Origin of the sequence: Leclercia sp. UBA2479 (assembly GCF_002341985.1) — a bacterium.
Classification (GTDB): Bacteria; Pseudomonadota; Gammaproteobacteria; order Enterobacterales; family Enterobacteriaceae; genus Enterobacter; species Enterobacter pneumoniae.
Window position 1 is genome coordinate 1 of sequence record NZ_DDPB01000011.1, and the last position, 19,790, is coordinate 19,790.

Consider the following 19,790-nt stretch of genomic DNA (forward strand, 5'->3'; position numbering starts at 1 on the left):
ACTGCCAGGCATCAATTAAGTGAAGAGCCCATCCGGAAGGATGGGCTTTTTGCGTTCTTATAACGTCATAATTCGCAAAATGCGGGTTATTGCGCTGCTAACCACGTCTCAATAAACGACACCAGACTGTCTGTGTCATTCAAATTCAGCAATGGAACCTTCAGATCCAGCTGAATATCGCTGGCTACAGCGATAACATGATTATCCAGCGTCAGTTCGCTAAGACTGTGCCCTGCATTACTTCTGAAAAGAATAATCTTCGGTACGGCTTCATGTTTAAACCCCTCGACCAGTACCAGATCCAATACAGAATGATCCATTCTGCTCACCAGGTAATGCAAGTCCAGTGGCTCTGCGCTCGGCGTCTCGGTCATCAACGCCCAACGGTTGTTACTGGCGACCAGCGTTTGCGATGCCCCGGCTTTGCGTAGCTCATAGCTATCTTTACCCGGTATATCTACATCCATATTGTGATGCGTGTGTTTAATCAGACCTGGCCGGATCCCTCTGGCACATAGTGCCGGGATCAGTGCTTTTAACAGTGTCGTTTTACCTGTGCCGCTCCAGGCAGCGATGGCCAGAATCGGTGTCATATCGTCCCCTGATGCTTAATGATCTCTTCAATGGTATTGATGTTGATAAATGACGATTTCAGATCGCTGAAATCCACTGCGTGCCCCCCGGATTGACGCAGGAAAACCATGACACGCCGCTCTCCAGCCGCCAGGTAATCCTCTAGTGGTGCTATTAATCTGCGGTGTAACAATGCCACGGCGGGATGGTCACGCTCACCGTCATGCGCCCAGACAACCGGCGCGTCTGCTGCTGCAGATAGAAAGCGTTCCACCAGACTGGCAGGAATGAAGGGGGTATCGCAGGGGCAGAACAGAAACCACTCCGCCTGTGACTGCTGCATCACCGATAACATGCCGGCAAGGGGACCCGGAAAACCAGGCAACTGATCCTGATAAACCGGATACCCACTGGATTGATAAATGTCGAGATTCCTGTTGGCACTGATCGCCAGCGTCGCGACCTGGCGACGCAATGCGTCCGCGACATGCTGCCATAGCGGTTTGCCGTTTAGACTTTGTAGACCTTTATCGATCCCGCCCATGCGAGAAGCTTTGCCCCCCGCAAGGATCACGCCGCAGATATTACTCACCTGGCTCACTAATATCGCCTCTTTTATTGTGGGATTGACCCTGCTAACGTGTCACTCTAAACGAAAGGAGCATCATCATGAAATGTAAACGTCTCAATGAAGTCATTGAACTTCTCCAGCCAGCCTGGCAAAAAGAGCCAGAGCTGAACCTGATGCAATTTTTACAGAAACTGGCTCAGGAGTCAGGTTTTGAGGGCGAGCTGACCGACCTTTCTGACGACATTCTGATCTATAACTTAAAAATGCGTGATAGCGAAAAAGACGCGGCAATTCCGGGGATTAAGAAAGATTATGAAGAGGATTTCAAAACCGCTTTGTTGCGTGCGCGCGGCATAATTAAAGAGTAAAAGCTTGTAAGAGGCACCACCGTTTGCGTCGTTAAATGATATCCTGAATCATTCGTATAATTTCCGGATGATCGGATGAACGACCAGGCTTTCAATTTCCAGACCTTACATCCGGATACCATTATGGATGCACTGTTTGAACAGGGCATTCGTGTGGACTCCGGACTTACTCCCTTAAACAGCTACGAAAATCGCGTCTACCAGTTTCAGGACGAGGATCGCCAGCGCTTCGTGGTGAAGTTTTACCGCCCGCAGCGCTGGACTGCTGAGCAAATCCAGGAAGAACATCAGTTTGCGCTCGATCTGCTGGCTGATGAAGTACCGGTCGCCGCCCCCCTTGCCTTCGCTAATCAAACGCTATTAACGCATCAGGGATTCTCTTTTGCCGTCTTCCCCAGTCTTGGTGGCAGACAATTTGAAGCCGATAACATCGATCAGATGGAGTGGGTGGCGCGCTATCTCGGCCGAATCCATCAGACGGGGCAGAAAAAAGCGTTTAACGTTCGCCCGACTATCGGTACGCAGGAATATCTGCACGAACCGCGGCAGGTTTTTGAGACCTCCTCGCTGATCCCCTCCGCCCTGAAAGCCTCTTTCCTTAGCGCGACGGATAAACTTATCTCTGCTGTCTCTGCGCGCTGGGACGACAACGTCAATACGCTGCGACTGCATGGGGACTGTCATGCCGGGAATATTCTCTGGCGAGAGGGCCCGTTGTTTGTCGATCTTGATGACGCCCGTATGGGCCCGGCCATTCAGGATCTCTGGATGATATTGAACGGCGATAAAGCCGAGCAGCGTATGCAGCTTGAAACTATTATCGAAGCATATGAAGAATTTACGCCGTTCGATTCAGATGAAATTGCCCTGATTGAGCCTTTACGCGCCATGCGTTTTGTATATTATCTCGCATGGTTAATCAGGCGTTGGGACGATCCCGCGTTCCCCAGAAACTTCCCGTGGCTTACCGGCGAAGATTACTGGCGTAATCAGATTTCAACCTTTGTTGAACAAGTGAAGGTTCTTCAGGAACCCCCTTTACAATTAACGCCCATGTATTAATCCGACACATCCAGGAGATAAGTGATCATGAAAAAAATTTGGCTGGCGCTGGCAGGTATGATTCTGGCATTTAGCGCATCGGCAGCGCAGTTCACCGATGGCAAACAGTACATCACCCTTGAAAAGCCTGTCGCCGGAGAACCTCAGGTGCTTGAGTTCTTCTCCTTCTACTGCCCGCACTGCTATGAGTTCGAGCAGGTTCTCCACGTTTCCGATAACGTGAAGAAAAAACTGCCAGAAGGCACCAAAATGACCAAATACCATGTCGAGTTTCTTGGCCCGTTGGGTAAAGATTTGACGCAGGCATGGGCCGTAGCGATGGCGCTGGGCGTGGAAGATAAAATCACTGCGCCAATGTTCGAAGCGGTGCAGAAAACGCAGACCGTGCAGACAACTGCCGATATCCGTAAAGTCTTTGTAGACGCGGGCGTGAAAGGCGAAGAGTACGACGCGGCCTGGAATAGCTTCGTGGTGAAATCCCTTGTAGCTCAGCAGGAAAAGGCTGCTGCCGACATGCAATTGCGCGGCGTTCCTGCAATGTATGTTAACGGTAAATATCAGCTGAACATGCAGGGCATGGACACCAGCAGCATGGATATTTTCGTACAGCAATATGCTGATACGGTGAAATACCTGGTAGAGAAAAAGTAAAAAAACAGCCGGTCAATGACCGGCTTTTTTATATTCTGCTTTGAGGTTCTCTATAAGCGCGTCTTTCTCGCTCCATAACGTGTTCAGCCAGAGCTGGAAACGGCGTTTAAAATTCTTGTCGTTAACATAATCCCCGTGCAGTTCCTCCGCCACAGGCATCAGATTCACACGTACTACAATGCGTGTCAGCTTACCGCTTAGCATGTCAAAGAAAGGCGTCTTATCATTCTCAGGATAACAGAGCGTAACGTTAAGCAACTTATCGAACTGCTGGCCCAGGACATGGATAGCCATAGCGATGCCTGCTGCCTTGGGCGCCAGTAGGTGGCGATAAGGAGAGTGCGTTTGCTGCTGCTTCTCTTCTGTGAAGCGCGATCCCTCCACAAAATTCACGATAGTTGTGGGATGAACACGAAATTTTTCGCAAGAACGCCGGGTAGTGTCGACATCCTGTCCACGCCGTTCAGGATGGCGAATAAGATAACTGCGCGAATAGCGCTTCATAAAAGGCATATCGAGCGCCCAGCATGCCAGGCCCAGAAAAGGAACCCAGGCCAGCTGCTGCTTAAGAAAATACTTGTTCATGGGAATATGCGAGCGGAAGAGCACACACAACACTACGATGTCTGCCCAGCTATGATGGTTGCAGATGAGCAAATACCAGTTTTTCTTGTTTAACCTCTCAAGGCCCTGAACATCCCATTTTAAATGGGGGTTGAGTTTGAGCAGAACAGCTAATCCTTCGCACCAGCAATACATCATGAAATTGCAAAAAGTAGAGACTGCGCGCCATACGCCCGGTAACGGCATTAGCAATTTAATGACGCCGGCAATGATGATCGGCACAGAACAGGCGATGGTGAGCAGAATAGTTAATGCGACACTGATCAACAGTATTATCGCAGCGAGCAGTCTCGACATGATTAGTATTTTCAAAGAGTTACGTGAGTATCGCCCTCTGGTGCAGGCGCAGGGCGCTGATTTTACCAGAAATCAGGCAAAAGAACGGTGGTTTAACGTGGGGCAGTGAGGAAAACGCTGTTGTAGCGGAGGTTTATTCTGTTTATTTAGGCTGGCGTAGTTAATATCCACATGGAGTAAATAGTCGCCAGGTCTGTTAATCTGCCTGGGATCGAAATATAAGCAACTGATAAATAATGATTAATATATTTATAAGGATCGCGGATACGGAGAGTTATCCAGGCTGCCAGAAACTACACACAAACTTATCCACAGGCAAGATTTGCGAACGATCCCGACGATCGCAAAATCTTTGTCTGTATTAGGCCTGAAAAACTGATGTTTTCATCCTGATGTGGCATCCTTTATCCATAAATTACTCAAAGGCACGGACACTATGGTTCAGATCCCAGAAAACCCTCTTATTCTCGTCGACGGCTCTTCATACCTGTATCGGGCGTATCATGCGTTTCCTCCTCTGACCAACAGCGCCGGAGAGCCTACCGGCGCAATGTACGGCGTGCTGAACATGCTGCGCAGTTTAATCATGCAGTATCAACCCAGCCACGCGGCTGTGGTCTTTGATGCCAAGGGTAAAACCTTCCGTGATGAGCTGTTTGAGCACTACAAATCTCACCGTCCGCCAATGCCAGACGATCTGCGCGCGCAAATTGAACCGCTGCACAAGATGGTTAAAGCGATGGGTCTGCCTTTAATGGCGGTATCGGGTGTAGAAGCAGACGACGTGATTGGTACCCTGGCGCGTGAAGCCGAAAAAATGGGTCGTCCGGTTCTGATTAGTACGGGTGATAAAGATATGGCGCAGCTGGTTACGCCAGGGATCACCCTCATCAATACCATGACCAACACGATTCTGGGGCCAGAAGAGGTGGTCGCAAAATATGGTGTACCGCCAGAGTTGATTATCGATTTCCTCGCTCTGATGGGCGACTCCTCGGATAACATTCCCGGCGTACCGGGTGTGGGTGAGAAAACTGCCCAGGCATTGCTGCAGGGGTTAGGCGGGCTGGATACGCTCTACGCAGAATCGGACAAAATTGCCGGTCTCACCTTCCGTGGTGCGAAGACCATGGCGGGTAAGCTTGCCGATAACAAAGAGGTGGCCTATCTCTCTTATAAGCTGGCCACCATTAAAACCGACGTAGAGCTAGAGCTGGGCTGCGAACAGCTTGAAGTACAACAGCCTGCAGCAGACGAACTGCTGAGTCTGTTTAAACAGTATGAATTCAAACGCTGGAGCGCGGACGTAGAAGCGGGTAAATGGCTACAGGCGAAAGGGGCAAAACCCGCGGCGAAGCCGAAAGAGACAATTGTGGTCGATGCTGAAGAGCAGGCAGAAGAAGAAGCCGTAACGCTCTCTTTTGAACACTACGAAACGGTTCTCGAAGAGTCACGGTTGGTCGCCTGGATCGAGAAATTAAAAAACGCGCCGGTTTTCGCATTTGATACCGAAACCGATAGTCTCGATAACATTTCAGCCAATATGGTAGGCCTGTCGTTTGCGACGGAGCCGGGCATTGCGGCCTATGTTCCTGTGGCACATGACTACCTGGATGCCCCGGATCAGATCTCTCGCGAACGAGTTCTTGAACTGCTGAAACCTATTCTGGAAGATGACAAAGCGCTGAAGGTCGGGCAAAACCTGAAGTATGACCGTGGCATACTGCAGAATTACGGTATTGAGCTTCGCGGTATCGCCTTCGATACCATGCTGGAATCCTACATTCTGGATAGCGTGGCGGGCCGTCATGATATGGATTCGCTATCTGACCGCTGGCTGAAGCATCAAACCATCACCTTCGAAGCGATCGCCGGTAAGGGTAAGAATCAGCTTACCTTTAACCAGATTGCGCTTGAAGAAGCGGGCCGTTATGCCGCAGAAGATGCGGATGTTACCCTGCAGCTGCATCTGAAAATGTGGCCAAAACTGCAAAAGCAGGCAGGCCCAATGAACGTATTCCAGCATGTAGAGATGCCGCTAGTGCCGGTGCTTTCCCGTATCGAACGCAATGGCGTCAAAATTGACCCAACGGTACTGCATAACCATTCTGGCGAGCTGGCGCAGCGCTTGACGGAGCTCGAGCAAAAAGCCCATGAGCTCGCCGGCGAGCCGTTTAATCTCTCTTCGCCTAAACAGCTGCAGACCATCCTGTTTGAGAAGCAGGGAATAAAACCGCTGAAGAAAACGCCGGGCGGCGCACCATCGACGTCAGAAGAGGTGCTTGAGGAGCTGGCGCTGGACTACCCGCTGCCGAAAGTGATTCTGCAATATCGCGGGCTGGCGAAGCTGAAGTCGACTTATACCGACAAGCTGCCGTTGATGATCAATCCCAAAACCGGACGAGTGCATACCTCGTACCACCAGGCGGTGGCGGCGACAGGTCGTTTATCCTCCACCGATCCTAACCTGCAAAATATCCCGGTACGTAACGAAGAGGGGCGACGTATTCGCCAGGCATTTATTGCTCCGGAAGATTACGTGATCGTCTCAGCGGACTACTCGCAAATTGAGCTGCGCATTATGGCGCATCTGTCGCGTGATAAAGGCTTGCTGACGGCGTTTGCTGAAGGCCAGGACATTCACCGCGCAACGGCCGCCGAAGTCTTTGGTCTGCCGCTGGAGAGCGTGACGAACGACCAGCGTCGCAGCGCTAAAGCGATCAACTTCGGTTTGATTTACGGTATGAGCGCATTCGGCCTGTCGCGTCAGCTGAACATTCCGCGTAAAGAGTCCCAGCGGTATATGGATCTGTACTTTGAACGTTATCCTGGCGTGCTGCAGTACATGGAACGCACCCGCGCCCAGGCGAAAGAGCAAGGCTATGTCGAAACGCTCGATGGCCGACGCCTGTACCTGCCGGATATCAAATCCAGCAATGCGGCGCGTCGTGCCGGCGCAGAGCGTGCAGCGATTAACGCCCCGATGCAGGGCACCGCAGCGGATATTATTAAGCGCGCGATGATCGCCGTCGATGCGTGGCTGGAAAAGGAAAAGCCGCGGGTGCATATGATCATGCAGGTACACGATGAATTGGTCTTTGAGGTACACAAAGACGATCTTGAGGCGGCAACGCATAAGATCCATGAATTGATGGAAAACAGCATGAAACTGGATGTTCCGCTGCTGGTGGAAGTAGGAAGTGGCGAAAACTGGGATCAAGCTCACTAAACATACTGGGGGAAAAGGGAATTTCCTGTAAGTAAGCAACATAACTAAGAACTTTTTGTGACGATCATTCGATTTACCTATGTAAAGAATGAAAAAAAACTACAAAAAGTGCTTTGTCTATAACCCAAAAAAGAGTAGAGTTAACGACGTAGGGTACAGAGGTAAGATGTTCTATCTTTCAGACCTTTTACTTCACGTAATCGGATTTGGCTGAATATTTTAGCCGCCCCAGTCAGTAATGACTGGGGCGTTTTTTATTGGGGCAAAGAAAATATTTGAGCCAAAAAAAAGCGCGGACATCGCCGCGCTGATTATTACTCTTCCGCTTCTGTCGCGGGTTCCAGCTCGTTATACCAGCTATCTAACTTCTCACGCAGCTTATCCACGCCTTGCTTCTTCAGAGAAGAAAACGCTTCAACCTGAACATCGCCGTTAAAGGCCAGTACAGCCTCACGCACCATATTCAGCTGGGCCTTACGTGCTCCGCTGGCCAGCTTGTCAGCTTTGGTTAACAAAACTAGCACCTGGATATCGCTCTCGACGGCCCAGTTGATCATCTGTTGATCGAGATCTTTAAGCGGATGACGGATATCCATCAGTACCACTAACCCTTTCAGGCACAGACGTTTTTCCAGATATTCACCGAGCGCGCGCTGCCATTTCAGCTTCATCTCTTCCGGAACTTCTGCATAGCCGTAGCCAGGCAAGTCGACCAGGCGTTTACCTGGCGCCACTTCGAACAGGTTAATAAGTTGCGTACGCCCCGGCGTTTTAGAAGTACGGGCAAGGCTTTTTTGATTGGTCAGCGTGTTCAGGGCGCTGGATTTCCCCGCGTTTGACCGGCCGGCAAATGCCACTTCAAGACCAGTATCAGCAGGCAAATGACGGATATCAGGCGCACTCAGAACAAAATGCGTCAGGTGATAATTCAGCTTGGTCACGTGGTTGTCTCCAGAAATTCGTAACGTTGAGGGGGATTATACCTGAACAGAACAAAAAGGCTTTTCCCATTGGCACTTGCTCTGTAAGTAAAAACCATAAACTTTGTAAGAGATATGCCATTCAGCCTATGGGAGATTTCAGAGAAATCGTAGGGCATATGAAAATCAAAATGATTAAAATCAGGTGATTAGGTATTCAGCCAATTCTGAAATTAAGCGTTAAATAACGCGAGTGGCTTGTTAGTTTACTTCAGGACGGTAAAGTATCTTTCAACGGCGAGGATGCCAACAGGATACGGACTTAAGGATAAGGGTCAGGAGCGCCAGGAGGCGAAGACTCAGGATAGTCAGGATGACGAACGCCTGGAAGCGTTTAAAAGGAAAGGAAAGGGAACATATCACGGACGGTATCTGCTAACGGAAAAACAGGGTTTGTTGAAGGCATACACGGAACGTGAGACCCGATAAGGGTAAGAGTCAGGAAAAAAGGCGACAGATTGCTCTGTCGCCTTTTTTCTTTGCTTGCTTTCTGCTAGATTTCGCCGCAATTCTATACTGAAGAAAACGACGTAAAAGACAAAACACCATGAAAAAACCGACCTCTGCAGCAGGTGCTAAGCGCCCCGCAAAAGCCCGACGCAAAACGCGTGAAGAACTGAATCAGGAAGCACGCGATCGTAAGCGCGATAAAAAGCATCGTGGTCATGCTGCGGGCAGTCGTGCCAGCGGAAGCGGTGCATCCGGTTCTTCTGCGAAGAACAAACAGCAGAAAGATCCGCGTATTGGCAGTAAAACTCCCATTCCACTGGGCGTGACCGACACCCCAGTCACTAAGCAGCACAAACCAAAGAGCGAGAAACCTATGCTTTCACCGCAGGCTGAGCTGGATATGCTGGAGAACGATGAGCGCCTGGACGCGCTGCTGGAACGTCTTGAAGAGGGTGAAGCCCTGACCGCCGAAGAGCAGTCCTGGGTAGATGCTAAACTGGACCGCATCGACGAACTGATGCAGAAGCTTGGTCTGTCTTACGACGACGAAGAAGAAGAAGACGAAGAAGAAGAAAAGAAAGAAGATATGATGCGTCTTCTGAAAGGTGGAAATTAACATTTGCACCCGGCAGGTACAGTTGTCCTGCTTATAACCCTTCCGGTTGTATGTTATCTGGTGTGGTTATTCGTTAAACTACGGCGGTTGTCGCGGCGACAGAAGTGGCTGCGCACCCGGATGCTGGCGCCTACAGGAACCAGGCCGGGCCGCCGTAAACGAACGCGACACCAACGGAGGGAGTGAGCATGTCTGTACCAACCATCGACTGGGATCTGGCCCTGATCCAGAAATATAACTATTCCGGGCCACGTTATACCTCGTATCCGACCGCGCTTGAGTTTTCAGACGCGTTCAAAGAACCCGATTTTTTGCAGGCTGTTGCGCGTTATCCTGAGCGCCCGCTCTCCCTGTATGTTCATATTCCTTTCTGCCACAAGCTCTGCTATTTCTGCGGCTGCAATAAAATTGTTACCCGCCAGCAGCATAAAGCCGATCAGTATCTGGATGCGCTAGAACAAGAAATTGTGCATCGTGCGCCGCTGTTTGCGGGTCGTCACGTCACTCAGCTGCACTGGGGCGGCGGCACACCAACCTATCTGAATAAAGCGCAGATTAGCCGTTTGATGACGCTACTGCGTAATAACTTCGCTTTCATCGATGACGCAGAGATCTCGATTGAAGTCGACCCACGCGAAATCGAACTGGATGTGCTGGATCACCTCCGCGCTGAAGGATTCAACCGCCTGAGTATGGGCGTGCAGGACTTTAACAAAGAGGTCCAGCGGCTGGTTAACCGTGAGCAGGACGAAGACTTTATCTTTGCCCTGCTCAACCACGCGCGTGATATCGGGTTTACCTCGACCAACATAGATCTGATTTACGGTCTGCCTAAGCAAACGCCTGAGAGCTTCGCCTTCACGTTGAAGCGCGTGGGCGAACTTAACCCGGACCGTCTGAGTGTCTTCAACTATGCGCACCTGCCGACGCTGTTTGCCGCTCAGCGCAAAATTAAAGAGGCCGATCTGCCTTCTGCCCAGCAGAAGCTGGATATCCTGCAGGAAACCATCGCCTCGCTGACCGAAACCGGCTATCAGTTTATCGGGATGGATCACTTCGCCCGCCCGGATGACGAGCTGGCAATTGCTCAGCGCGAAGGGGTACTGCACCGTAATTTCCAGGGCTATACCACGCAGGGCGATACCGATCTGCTGGGGATGGGCGTCTCGGCAATCAGCATGCTGGGTGACTGCTACGCGCAAAATCAGAAAGAGTTAAAGCTCTATTATCAGCAGGTTGATGAAAGCGGTAATGCGCTCTGGCGCGGCATCCCGTTAACGCGCGACGACTGCATCCGTCGTGATGTGATCAAAGCACTTATCTGCAACTTCCGTCTCGACTTTAGCGAGGTAGAAGCGCAATGGGAGCTGCAATTTAGCGACTACTTTGCAGAAGATATGAGTCTGCTCGCACCGCTGGCGAAAGATGGGCTGGTGGATGTTAACGAGCACGCAATTGAAGTGACGCCGAAAGGGCGTTTATTGATTCGTAATATCTGCATGTGTTTCGACGCGTATTTGCGTCAGAAAGCGCGTCTACAGCAGTTCTCGCGCGTCATTTGATATGTACCCCTCTCCCAGGGGGAGAGGGGTTTCGGTCAGCTAAACAGCCCAACCAGTGCCGCACAGAGCACCGCAGCGATTGCGGTTTGCGGCGTATGGCCGGCAGCTGCACCCGCCTCGATGCTTCCTGCCGCCATAGTGATAATTGATTCCAGCATGATGACTCTCCCCGATTTTCGGGCGAGATCATACCCAACTCATCGGAACAGTAAAGTATAAAAATGCAGCAAATTGCACCTGACTGCCCATTTTTACAATCGGTACGCGTACTACTCCATTCCCAGCTCTTTTAACTTGCGCGTTAACGTATTGCGTCCCCAACCCAGCAGGCGTGCCGCCTCCTGCTTATGCCCCTGGGTATGACGCAGCGCAGTGGTGAGCAGAGTACGTTCCATCTCCGGTTGCGCCTCGGAAAGCAGGTTTTGATGACCGGAACGCAGCGCACGGTCAGCCCACTGGGCCAGCAGCGTTGCCCAGTTGTCGGGCAATGTCTGGCCGCCAGCGCTTTCCGGAACAGGCGCTTCAAACAGCTCAGGCGGCAGATCCTGAATCAGCACTTCCTGGCCCGCTGCCATGACCGTCAGCCAGCGACAGGTATTTTCCAGCTGACGCACGTTACCAGGCCATGCCAGACGCGTTAATGCCGCTTCCGTCTCCGGGTGCAGCAACTTCGCTTCAACGCCCAGTTCTCGGGCCGCAACCTGCAGGAAATGACGCGCCAGACGTGGAATGTCCTCCCGACGCTCACGCAGCGGCGGCAGGTGTACGCGAATCACGTTCAGGCGGTGGAACAGATCCTCACGGAATTTGCCCTCCTGCACCCGCATCTCCAGATTCTGATGGGTGGCCGCAATAATACGCACGTCCACCTTCACCGGGGCATAGCCGCCCACGCGATAGAACTGGCCATCAGCCAGTACGCGCAGTAAACGTGTCTGTACATCCAGCGGCATGTCGCCGATCTCATCCAGGAAGAGCGTGCCGCCATCGGCCTGCTCAAATCGCCCCTGACGAATAGTATTTGCGCCGGTAAAGGCCCCTTTTTCGTGACCAAAGAGTTCAGACTCAATCAGGTCTTTGGGGATCGCCGCCATGTTCAGGGCGATAAAGGGGGCTTTTGCCCGCGGGCTGTGGCGATGCAGAGCATGTGCGACCAGTTCTTTACCGGTGCCCGATTCACCGTTAATCAGCACGCTGATAGAGGAGCGCGACAAACGACCGATAATGCGGAACACATCCTGCATTGCGGGCGCTTCGCCAATGATATCGGTGGTGGGGCCAAAGTCCGGTGTGTTACGTGGCTGTTGCTGCTCCTGATAATGGCTAATCGCGCGTTCAACCAACGCCACGGCTTCATCAATATCAAACGGCTTGGGCAGATAGTCGAAGGCCCCTTGCTGATAGGCGCTAACGGCTGCGTCCAGATCCGAGTGTGCGGTCATTATGATGACCGGAAGCATTGGATGACGCTGCTTTATCTGCTTCAACAGCGCCAGCCCGTCCATGCCGGGCATGCGGATGTCAGATAACAGCACATCCGGGGTTTTGGTGGTGAGTGCGTCGAGCACGTCGTTGCCGCTTTCAAAGGTTGTGCAATGTAACCCTGCGCCGGTTAGCGCGCGTTCAAGCACCCAGCGGATGGAGCTATCGTCATCAACTACCCAGACTATCCCTCGTTGCATAACTTAACCCTCTATTTCCGAATCGGCAGGTAAACCGAAAACTCGGTATGACCCGGCCAACTGGTAAATTCAATTTTGCCGGAATGCTGATCAATCAAATTACGGGCAATGGATAAGCCCAGCCCGGTGCCACCTTCGCGACCGCTTACCATGGGGTAAAAGATCGTGTCCTGCAGCTGGGAAGGAATGCCTGGGCCGTTATCTTCCACATCAATCCGCGCGGCCAGGCGATAGCGCACCCCGTGCAGCGTTAGCTGAAACGCCGTACGCGTACGCAGCACAATTTCACCGCCCTGAGGTCCTAATGCCTGCAAGGCATTACGCACAATATTGAGAAGAACCTGCTCAACCTGGTCGGGATCATGTGGCAGTTCGGGAAGGCTGGGATCGTAATCCCGCACCAGAGTGACGTTTTCAGGCAGCTCCATAGAGACCAGTTTCACCACGCGCTCGGCGACCTTGTGAATGCTCTCCGTGACGTGCATACCGGGCTGCTGCGGGCCAAGCAAACGGTCCACCAGATTACGCAGACGGTCTGCCTGCTCAATGATGACATTGGTATATTCCGCCAGCGCAGGGTCGGGCAGGGCTTTGGTGAGCAGTTGCGCAGCACCCCGCAGTCCGCCAAGCGGATTCTTGATTTCATGGGCCAATCCCCGCACCAGATCGCGGGCGGCAACCTGCTGCGCATGCTGAAGCTGTTCCTGGCTCAGGCGACGCTGATTATCCATCGGCGCCATCTCAAGCAGAATTAATCCTTCAGGCAGCCGCTGGGCGGTCAGGGAGAGAATATGCGAGCGCCCGTCAATCACCAGCGTCACTTCGTTATCGGTAAAGCCCTGGCCCGCCTGCAGACTCTCCTGCATCAGACCAATATTCAGCGAAAAATAACTTAAGAGTTCCGGCAGCGGGGTGCCGAACAGTTTGCGTGAACTCTGGGCGAGCAGCTGCTGTGCCGCTGGGTTGGCGAAATGAACAGCCAGCTCATCATCGACCAGTAAGATGCTGTTAATCAGTGAATTGAGGATCTGCCCAGCATCGGGCAGCGTGCCAGTTGCCATTCAGCAGTCTCCTGACGTTGATTGCACTCTTTTAGTGCAGTATAGCGTTTTCGCGGTAAAAAACTTGTCAAATCAGGTTGTTGGTGGTGAAAAAAGCCCATCCGAAGATGGGCTGAAAGTTTCCACGGCAACAAAAAATCTTCTGGCGTCTTTCGTTTTATGACAAGAAATTCGCCAGGTTTTCATCTCTAACTTAAACGCTGTAGTACAGCTCGAACTCAACCGGGTGCGGAGTCATACGCACGCGGTCGTTTTCTTCAGTGCGCAGCGCGATGTAAGCGTCGATAGCTTCATCGGTGAACACGCCGCCCGCGGTCAGGAACTCACGGTCTGCGTCCAGCGCCTGCAGGGCTTCTTCCAGAGAACCGGCAACCTGTGGGATCTCTTTCGCTTCTTCTGGCGGCAGGTCATACAGGTTTTTGTCCATGGCTTCGCCAGGGTGGATCTTGTTCTTGATACCGTCCAGGCCAGCCATCAGCAGCGCGGCGAAGCACAGGTATGGGTTAGCCGCCGGGTCCGGGAAGCGCACTTCAATACGACGCGCTTTCGGAGAGGCAACAACCGGGATACGGATAGAAGCAGAACGGTTACGGGCAGAGTAGGCCAGCATAACCGGCGCTTCGTAGCCTGGGACCAGACGCTTATAGGAGTTGGTGGTTGGGTTCGCCAGGGCGTTGATGGCTTTAGCGTGTTTGATCACACCGCCAATGTAGTGCAGCGCCTGCTCGGACAGACCAGCATACTTGTCGCCAGAGAACAGGTTGGTACCGTTCTTGGACAGAGACATGTGGCAGTGCATACCGGAACCGTTATCGCCAAACATCGGTTTTGGCATAAAGGTCGCTGTTTTACCGAAGCGGTGTGCCACGTTGTGAACAACGTATTTGTAGATCTGAATCTCGTCCGCTTTTTTGGTCATGGTGTTGAAGCGGGTCGCGATTTCGTTCTGGCCAGCCGTTGCCACTTCGTGGTGGTGTGCTTCAACCACCAGGCCCATCTCTTCCATGATCAGACACATGGTAGAGCGGATGTCCTGTGAAGAGTCGACCGGAGGAACCGGGAAGTAACCACCTTTCACGCCAGGACGGTGACCTTTGTTACCACCTTCGTATTTGGTGGAGGAGTTCCATGCGCCTTCGATGTCATCGATAGCCACGTGGGAACCTGAAATGGTCGCGCCGAAACGGATGTCGTCAAACAGGAAGAACTCTGGCTCTGGCCCAAACAGAACGGTATCTGCGATGCCGGTGGAACGCAGGTACTCTTCAGCGCGCTTCGCGATGGAGCGCGGGTCGCGGTCGTAACCCTGCAGCGTGCCTGGTTCGAGGATATCGCAACGGATGATCAGGGTTGGTTCTTCGAAGAACGGGTCAATGAGCGCAGTGGTTGCATCTGGCATCAGAACCATGTCGGATTCGTTAATGCCTTTCCAGCCACCAATGGAGGAGCCGTCAAACATTTTGCCTTCTTCAAAGAATTCGGCGTTTACCTGATGAGCAGGAATAGTGACGTGCTGTTCTTTACCTTTGGTATCGGTGAAGCGCAGATCAACAAACTTCACTTCATGTTCGTTCAGCATCGTCAAAACGTGTTCAGCGGACATACTTAACTCTCCAGATTGGTCATTGTCGTCGTGGTAACGAGGTCTTCTATTTCTGTTTGTACTGGCTGGATGCCATGTTTTTTATAAAGCGAAATCTGTGCCAACTTTTAAAACACCCCAAAAAGGCGTTATCATGCGCACTATAGTGCAAAAGGGCTGCACCATGATGGTCATGTTGCACCAGTATAGTGCTTCAATGTGAACATTAAGCACCATATTGGTGCAATTTACGTTAAAGTGCCCTTTTACCGCTCCGTGAAAGTGATCACAAAGCATCTCTGCAATACTTGTTTGCGGGGGATGTTTGTGATCCTGTTTTGTAGTGCGATTAATCCGTGTACAATAACGCGCTATTTCTAAATGCCTGAGGCAAAGTTGTGATCGAAAATTTGCGTAACATCGCCATCATCGCGCACGTTGACCATGGTAAAACTACCCTGGTTGATAAGCTGCTGCAGCAGTCCGGTACGTTTGATGCTCGTGCCGAAACTCAAGAGCGTGTGATGGACTCCAACGATTTGGAGAAAGAGCGTGGGATTACCATCCTCGCCAAAAACACCGCCATCAAATGGAATGACTACCGTATCAACATCGTTGATACCCCAGGCCACGCCGACTTCGGTGGTGAAGTTGAGCGTGTAATGTCCATGGTAGACTCCGTTCTGCTGGTCGTTGACGCAATGGATGGCCCAATGCCGCAGACGCGCTTTGTGACCAAAAAGGCGTTCGCCCATGGTCTGAAGCCAATTGTTGTTATCAACAAAGTTGACCGTCCTGGCGCGCGTCCTGACTGGGTTGTAGATCAGGTATTCGACCTGTTCGTTAACCTCGACGCGACCGACGAGCAGCTGGACTTCCCTATCGTTTACGCTTCCGCGCTGAACGGTATTGCAGGTCTGGACCACGAAGATATGGCGGAAGACATGACCCCGCTGTATCAGACAATTGTTGACCGTGTTCCTGCACCAAACGTTGATCTCGACGGCACCCTGCAGATGCAGATCTCTCAGCTCGATTACAACAACTACGTTGGCGTTATCGGCATTGGTCGTATCAAGCGCGGTAAAGTTAAGCCTAACCAGCAAGTTACTATCATCGATAGCGAAGGCAAAACCCGTAACGGTAAAGTGGGCAAAGTGCTGACTCACCTGGGTCTGGAGCGTATCGATAGCGATATCGCTGAAGCTGGCGATATCATTGCCATCACCGGTCTGGGCGAGCTGAACATCTCCGACACTATCTGCGATCCGCAGAAAGTTGAAGCGCTGCCAGCCCTGTCCGTTGATGAACCGACCGTATCCATGTTCTTCAACGTCAACACCTCTCCGTTCTGTGGTAAAGAAGGTAAGTTCGTTACCTCTCGTCAGATCCTTGACCGCCTGAACAAAGAGCTGGTGCACAACGTTGCGCTGCGCGTTGAAGAGACCCCTGATGCGGACGCCTTCCGCGTTTCCGGTCGTGGTGAGCTGCACTTGTCAGTTCTGATCGAAAACATGCGTCGTGAAGGTTTCGAAATGGCGGTTTCCCGTCCGAAAGTTATCTTCCGCGAAATCGACGGCCGTAAACAAGAGCCGTTCGAAAACGTGACGCTGGACGTTGAAGAGCAGCACCAGGGTTCTGTGATGCAGGCTCTGGGTGAGCGTAAAGGCGACCTGAAAAACATGAATCCAGATGGCAAAGGCCGCGTACGTCTCGACTACGTGATCCCAAGCCGTGGCCTGATCGGCTTCCGTTCTGAGTTCATGACCATGACTTCAGGTACCGGTCTGCTGTACTCCACCTTCAGCCACTACGACGACGTTCGTCCAGGCGACGTTGGCCAGCGTAACAACGGCGTTCTGATCTCTAACGGTCAGGGTAAAGCGGTTGCGTTCGCCCTGTTCAGCCTGCAGGACCGCGGTAAGCTGTTCCTGGGTCACGGTGCGGAAGTTTACGAAGGCCAGATCATCGGTATTCACAGTCGTTCTAACGACCTGACTGTAAACTGCCTGACCGGTAAGAAACTGACCAACATGCGTGCGTCCGGTACTGACGAAGCGACGGTTCTGGTTCCACCGATCAAGATGACCCTGGAGCAAGCTCTGGAGTTCATCGATGATGACGAACTGGTAGAAGTGACTCCACAGTCAATTCGTATCCGTAAACGTCACCTGACTGAGAACGACCGTAAACGCGCAATGCGCGGTCCGAAAGAAGATTAATCTTCACTGATGGACACTAAAAAGCCGCTGAGAGATCAGCGGCTTTTTTATTAGAACGCGTAGCGTAATCCCAGACGGATTCGATACTGCTCCCGGTTGTAATCATTCCATCTATCCAGCCACTGAAGTTCGAGATACGGCAGCCAGTTTCTGTCGAGCTTATAGCTGAACTTATTCGTTATTTCCCAATGATGATCCTTGCCGTTTTTGCTGTGGTAATCATTCACCCGCTGAAAATAGTGCGGTTCAAAGGTGTAGAAAAACGCATCCGTAAGCCTGAAATTCCAGTAGTTGGCGAATTCGTGCGTGTCATTCTTATCCATTAGCCCGTTATCGTCCGGCGTATCGTAATTATTATGGTTATAGCGATAGCGGAACGTCAGATTAAACCCGTCCGTGAATTTATAGTTAGTGTCAAAATAAAGGGCACCACCCGAACCGGCACTGCTGTCGTTAATCAGGCCGCCGGGCTGAAAGGTGAGTTTGTCGGTCGGTTTAAAGAGCGGGTACCACCCCTCTATTTCGTTATAGCTGTGCTTGAGTTCGTCCCATTTCCCCACGTTATAGGCGTTGGTGAACATCAGCCCCGCGCCCATATCGAAGTTATATCCCGCGCGCAGGATCACCTCGTGCAGCTCAGAGGCCGTATTGTAGGCTTCGCGGGTTTCAACATACGCCCCGGCAAATACCGGGCAGGACACAGACGACACAATCAGTACAGTGATGATTCTTTTCATAATTTGTCCATGTATCAAGTACAGAAAGGCCTCCCTCCTGATTATCAGGAAGGAACTGCGGGCCGGATTTATTGTTATAAAGTGACTGCTGACGCTTTATTGTTAGGGGTTGTCTCAGGGGTATTCGCTGACTGTTTTTTCCGCTTTCCAATCTCCTCGATAATAAACGCGAAGCGCGTTTCGTTGAGTTTATAAAACAGCCCCATGGTCACGGCGGCAACAATCGCCAGGCCGCACGGCCAGAGGAAAATAAGCTGACGCAATCCCAGCAACGTGCCCGCGCTCTGCACGGCATGAGGTATATACCCAATCTGCGTCAACATAATGCCCGGCAGGAACCCGGCGAGAGCGGCGGAGATTTTGCGTGAGAAGGTATAGCCGGTATAGACCGACCCTTCGGCGCGAATGCCCGTTTTCCACTCGCCGTAATCTACAGTATCCGGCACCAGCGCCCAGTTCAGGCTGTTCACAAACGCCGTGCCGAAAAAGGCCATGCAGGAAAAGAGCACGAACAGCAGCGAGCTGGTCCCCCAGAAGAAGTTCAGCACGTCGCCCACTGCCCACAGCGCCAGTCCGCCCAGATAAACCGGCTTCTTGCCAAAGCGTTTTACGGCACCGGGCACCAGAAACACGCCAATCAGAATGCAGCCCATGCTGAAAAAGCCCATCCACGACAGCAAATGCAGATCGTTAAGCACGTACTGGGTGTAATAGACCTGAATCGCCAGCTTGATGTTAAACGCCGCCAGGGTGCAGAGGTTAGCAATGCACAGCACCAGCAGCGGTGGATTGCGAAAGATGGCGCAGAAGGACTTCAGGATCCCGGGCTTATGGTGATCGGGCGAGATCTCGACATACCGCTCTTTAACGCCGCTGTAGCACCACCACATGCAGAACAAACCGCCGGTGACAAACACCAGTGCGGCCACCAGATAGCCGAGGGAGGGCTGGCTGACGAACAGCGCCTGAATGGGCATAAAGCCGACGGTGCAGAGTAATAGCCCCACCGTCGCGCCGCCCTGACGCCATGCCGCAAGCTGCGCCCGCTCGTTCGGGTTTTTGGTGATGGCCGGTACCATCGCGCCGTAAGAGCAGTTCATCAGGCTATAGCACAGGCCGAACATCATAAAGAGCACGGTGGCGAGGGCCGTCTTCACCGTCAGGCTAAAATCGTTGGCCATAAACTGCGCCGTGGCAACCAGCGCCACCGGTACAGAGGCATACAGAATGAATGGCCGAAATTTGCCTCTCGCGCCGATATGACGCCGGGAATCCAGCAGCACCCCGGTCAGCATGTCGGTAAAGGCGGTAAAAAACTTCGCGACCAGGAAAATAATGCCGCCATAGAAGGCGGGCATGCCCAGCTCATCGGTGTAAAACTTCAGCAGATACAGCGTGCCGATACAGAGCATCAGGTTCGAGCCAAAATCGCCCATCCCATAGGCGCACTTCTCGCGCAGGCTCAGCTTCAGGGTTAACGGATCAGGAGTATGTGTCATGGTCGATCCTCTGCGCGCCCCGCA

General features: G+C 52.2%; 18 protein-coding genes. 8 read left to right on the plus strand and 10 right to left on the minus strand.

Going from position 1 to position 19,790, the window contains the following annotated elements; all coding sequences use genetic code 11:
* Nucleotides 1–86: 86 nt before the first annotated feature.
* Nucleotides 87–593 carry a molybdopterin-guanine dinucleotide biosynthesis protein MobB gene (gene mobB / locus B3B59_RS16875; protein WP_046886166.1) on the minus strand — a complete coding sequence of 169 codons (507 nt, stop codon included), beginning with the start codon at nucleotides 591–593 and terminating at the stop codon, nucleotides 87–89.
* Nucleotides 590–1,174, minus strand: coding sequence for a molybdenum cofactor guanylyltransferase MobA (gene mobA / locus B3B59_RS16880; RefSeq protein ID WP_233804122.1), 585 nt, complete (start codon nucleotides 1,172–1,174; stop codon nucleotides 590–592). The genes mobB and mobA overlap by 4 nt, the downstream gene beginning before the upstream one ends.
* Nucleotides 1,175–1,242: 68 nt before the next feature.
* On the opposite strand from mobA, the gene B3B59_RS16885 reads away from it, so the two are divergent.
* From B3B59_RS16885 to dsbA, 3 genes are all read left to right on the plus strand, one after another.
* Nucleotides 1,243–1,512, plus strand: a complete 270-nt coding sequence (locus B3B59_RS16885; RefSeq protein WP_286809591.1) for a YihD family protein — start codon at nucleotides 1,243–1,245, stop codon at nucleotides 1,510–1,512.
* 75 nt (nucleotides 1,513–1,587) lie between these two features.
* Complete coding sequence (locus tag B3B59_RS16890; RefSeq protein WP_286809592.1) at nucleotides 1,588–2,574, plus strand: serine/threonine protein kinase; 987 nt, start codon at nucleotides 1,588–1,590, stop codon at nucleotides 2,572–2,574.
* Nucleotides 2,575–2,601: 27 nt separating this feature from the next.
* Nucleotides 2,602–3,225 carry a thiol:disulfide interchange protein DsbA gene (gene dsbA, locus B3B59_RS16895; protein WP_046886170.1) on the plus strand — a complete coding sequence of 208 codons (624 nt, stop codon included), beginning with the start codon at nucleotides 2,602–2,604 and terminating at the stop codon, nucleotides 3,223–3,225.
* A gap of 12 nt (nucleotides 3,226–3,237) precedes the next feature.
* Here dsbA and B3B59_RS16900 read toward each other — a convergent pair whose 3' ends face one another.
* Complete coding sequence (locus tag B3B59_RS16900; RefSeq protein WP_286809623.1) at nucleotides 3,238–4,095, minus strand: acyltransferase; 858 nt, start codon at nucleotides 4,093–4,095, stop codon at nucleotides 3,238–3,240.
* Between B3B59_RS16900 and B3B59_RS16905 the strand changes: the two genes are divergently transcribed.
* Complete coding sequence (locus B3B59_RS16905; RefSeq protein WP_286772262.1) at nucleotides 3,986–4,255, plus strand: hypothetical protein; 270 nt, start codon at nucleotides 3,986–3,988, stop codon at nucleotides 4,253–4,255. The two genes, B3B59_RS16900 and B3B59_RS16905, sit on opposite strands and share 110 nt — an antisense overlap.
* A gap of 327 nt (nucleotides 4,256–4,582) precedes the next feature.
* On the plus strand, nucleotides 4,583–7,375 hold the full coding sequence (polA, locus tag B3B59_RS16910; RefSeq protein WP_046886172.1) for a DNA polymerase I: 2,793 nt from the start codon (nucleotides 4,583–4,585) through the stop codon (nucleotides 7,373–7,375).
* Nucleotides 7,376–7,689: 314 nt separating this feature from the next.
* On the opposite strand, the gene yihA is transcribed toward polA, so the two are convergent.
* On the minus strand, nucleotides 7,690–8,316 hold the full coding sequence (gene yihA, locus B3B59_RS16915; protein WP_286809593.1) for a ribosome biogenesis GTP-binding protein YihA/YsxC: 627 nt from the start codon (nucleotides 8,314–8,316) through the stop codon (nucleotides 7,690–7,692).
* Nucleotides 8,317–8,902: 586 nt separating this feature from the next.
* Between yihA and yihI the strand changes: the two genes are divergently transcribed.
* Both yihI and hemN read left to right on the plus strand, forming a co-directional pair.
* Nucleotides 8,903–9,421: a Der GTPase-activating protein YihI gene (gene yihI / locus B3B59_RS16920; RefSeq protein WP_046886174.1), complete on the plus strand. Its 519-nt coding sequence runs from the start codon at nucleotides 8,903–8,905 to the stop codon at nucleotides 9,419–9,421.
* 188 nt (nucleotides 9,422–9,609) lie between these two features.
* Nucleotides 9,610–10,983 carry an oxygen-independent coproporphyrinogen III oxidase gene (gene hemN / locus B3B59_RS16925; RefSeq protein WP_286809594.1) on the plus strand — a complete coding sequence of 458 codons (1,374 nt, stop codon included), beginning with the start codon at nucleotides 9,610–9,612 and terminating at the stop codon, nucleotides 10,981–10,983.
* Between the two features lie 35 nt (nucleotides 10,984–11,018).
* On the opposite strand, the gene B3B59_RS16930 is transcribed toward hemN, so the two are convergent.
* The 4 genes from B3B59_RS16930 to glnA all read right to left on the minus strand — a co-directional run bounded on the left by B3B59_RS16930 (nucleotide 11,019) and on the right by glnA (nucleotide 15,329).
* Nucleotides 11,019–11,141: a YshB family small membrane protein gene (locus B3B59_RS16930; RefSeq protein ID WP_154298886.1), complete on the minus strand. Its 123-nt coding sequence runs from the start codon at nucleotides 11,139–11,141 to the stop codon at nucleotides 11,019–11,021.
* Between the two features lie 111 nt (nucleotides 11,142–11,252).
* A complete protein-coding gene (gene glnG / locus B3B59_RS16935; RefSeq protein WP_046886176.1) occupies nucleotides 11,253–12,665 on the minus strand; it encodes a nitrogen regulation protein NR(I) in 1,413 nt (470 codons plus the stop codon).
* A gap of 11 nt (nucleotides 12,666–12,676) precedes the next feature.
* The gene (gene glnL, locus B3B59_RS16940; RefSeq protein ID WP_040077941.1) at nucleotides 12,677–13,726 is read right to left on the minus strand and encodes a nitrogen regulation protein NR(II); all 1,050 of its coding nucleotides are present in this window, start codon (nucleotides 13,724–13,726) and stop codon (nucleotides 12,677–12,679) included.
* Between the two features lie 193 nt (nucleotides 13,727–13,919).
* Nucleotides 13,920–15,329 carry a glutamate--ammonia ligase gene (gene glnA, locus B3B59_RS16945; RefSeq protein ID WP_040077943.1) on the minus strand — a complete coding sequence of 470 codons (1,410 nt, stop codon included), beginning with the start codon at nucleotides 15,327–15,329 and terminating at the stop codon, nucleotides 13,920–13,922.
* A gap of 377 nt (nucleotides 15,330–15,706) precedes the next feature.
* On the opposite strand from glnA, the gene typA reads away from it, so the two are divergent.
* Nucleotides 15,707–17,530, plus strand: a complete 1,824-nt coding sequence (gene typA / locus B3B59_RS16950) for a ribosome-dependent GTPase TypA (RefSeq protein WP_046886177.1) — start codon at nucleotides 15,707–15,709, stop codon at nucleotides 17,528–17,530.
* Nucleotides 17,531–17,580: 50 nt separating this feature from the next.
* Here the strand turns inward: typA and ompL are convergent, their stop codons facing one another.
* Both ompL and B3B59_RS16960 read right to left on the minus strand, forming a co-directional pair.
* Entirely contained in the window at nucleotides 17,581–18,267 is a 687-nt protein-coding gene (ompL, locus tag B3B59_RS16955) for a porin OmpL (protein ID WP_046886178.1), read from the minus strand.
* A gap of 74 nt (nucleotides 18,268–18,341) precedes the next feature.
* Nucleotides 18,342–19,766: an MFS transporter gene (locus B3B59_RS16960; RefSeq protein ID WP_212478573.1), complete on the minus strand. Its 1,425-nt coding sequence runs from the start codon at nucleotides 19,764–19,766 to the stop codon at nucleotides 18,342–18,344.
* Between the last annotated feature and the right edge of the window lie 24 nt (nucleotides 19,767–19,790).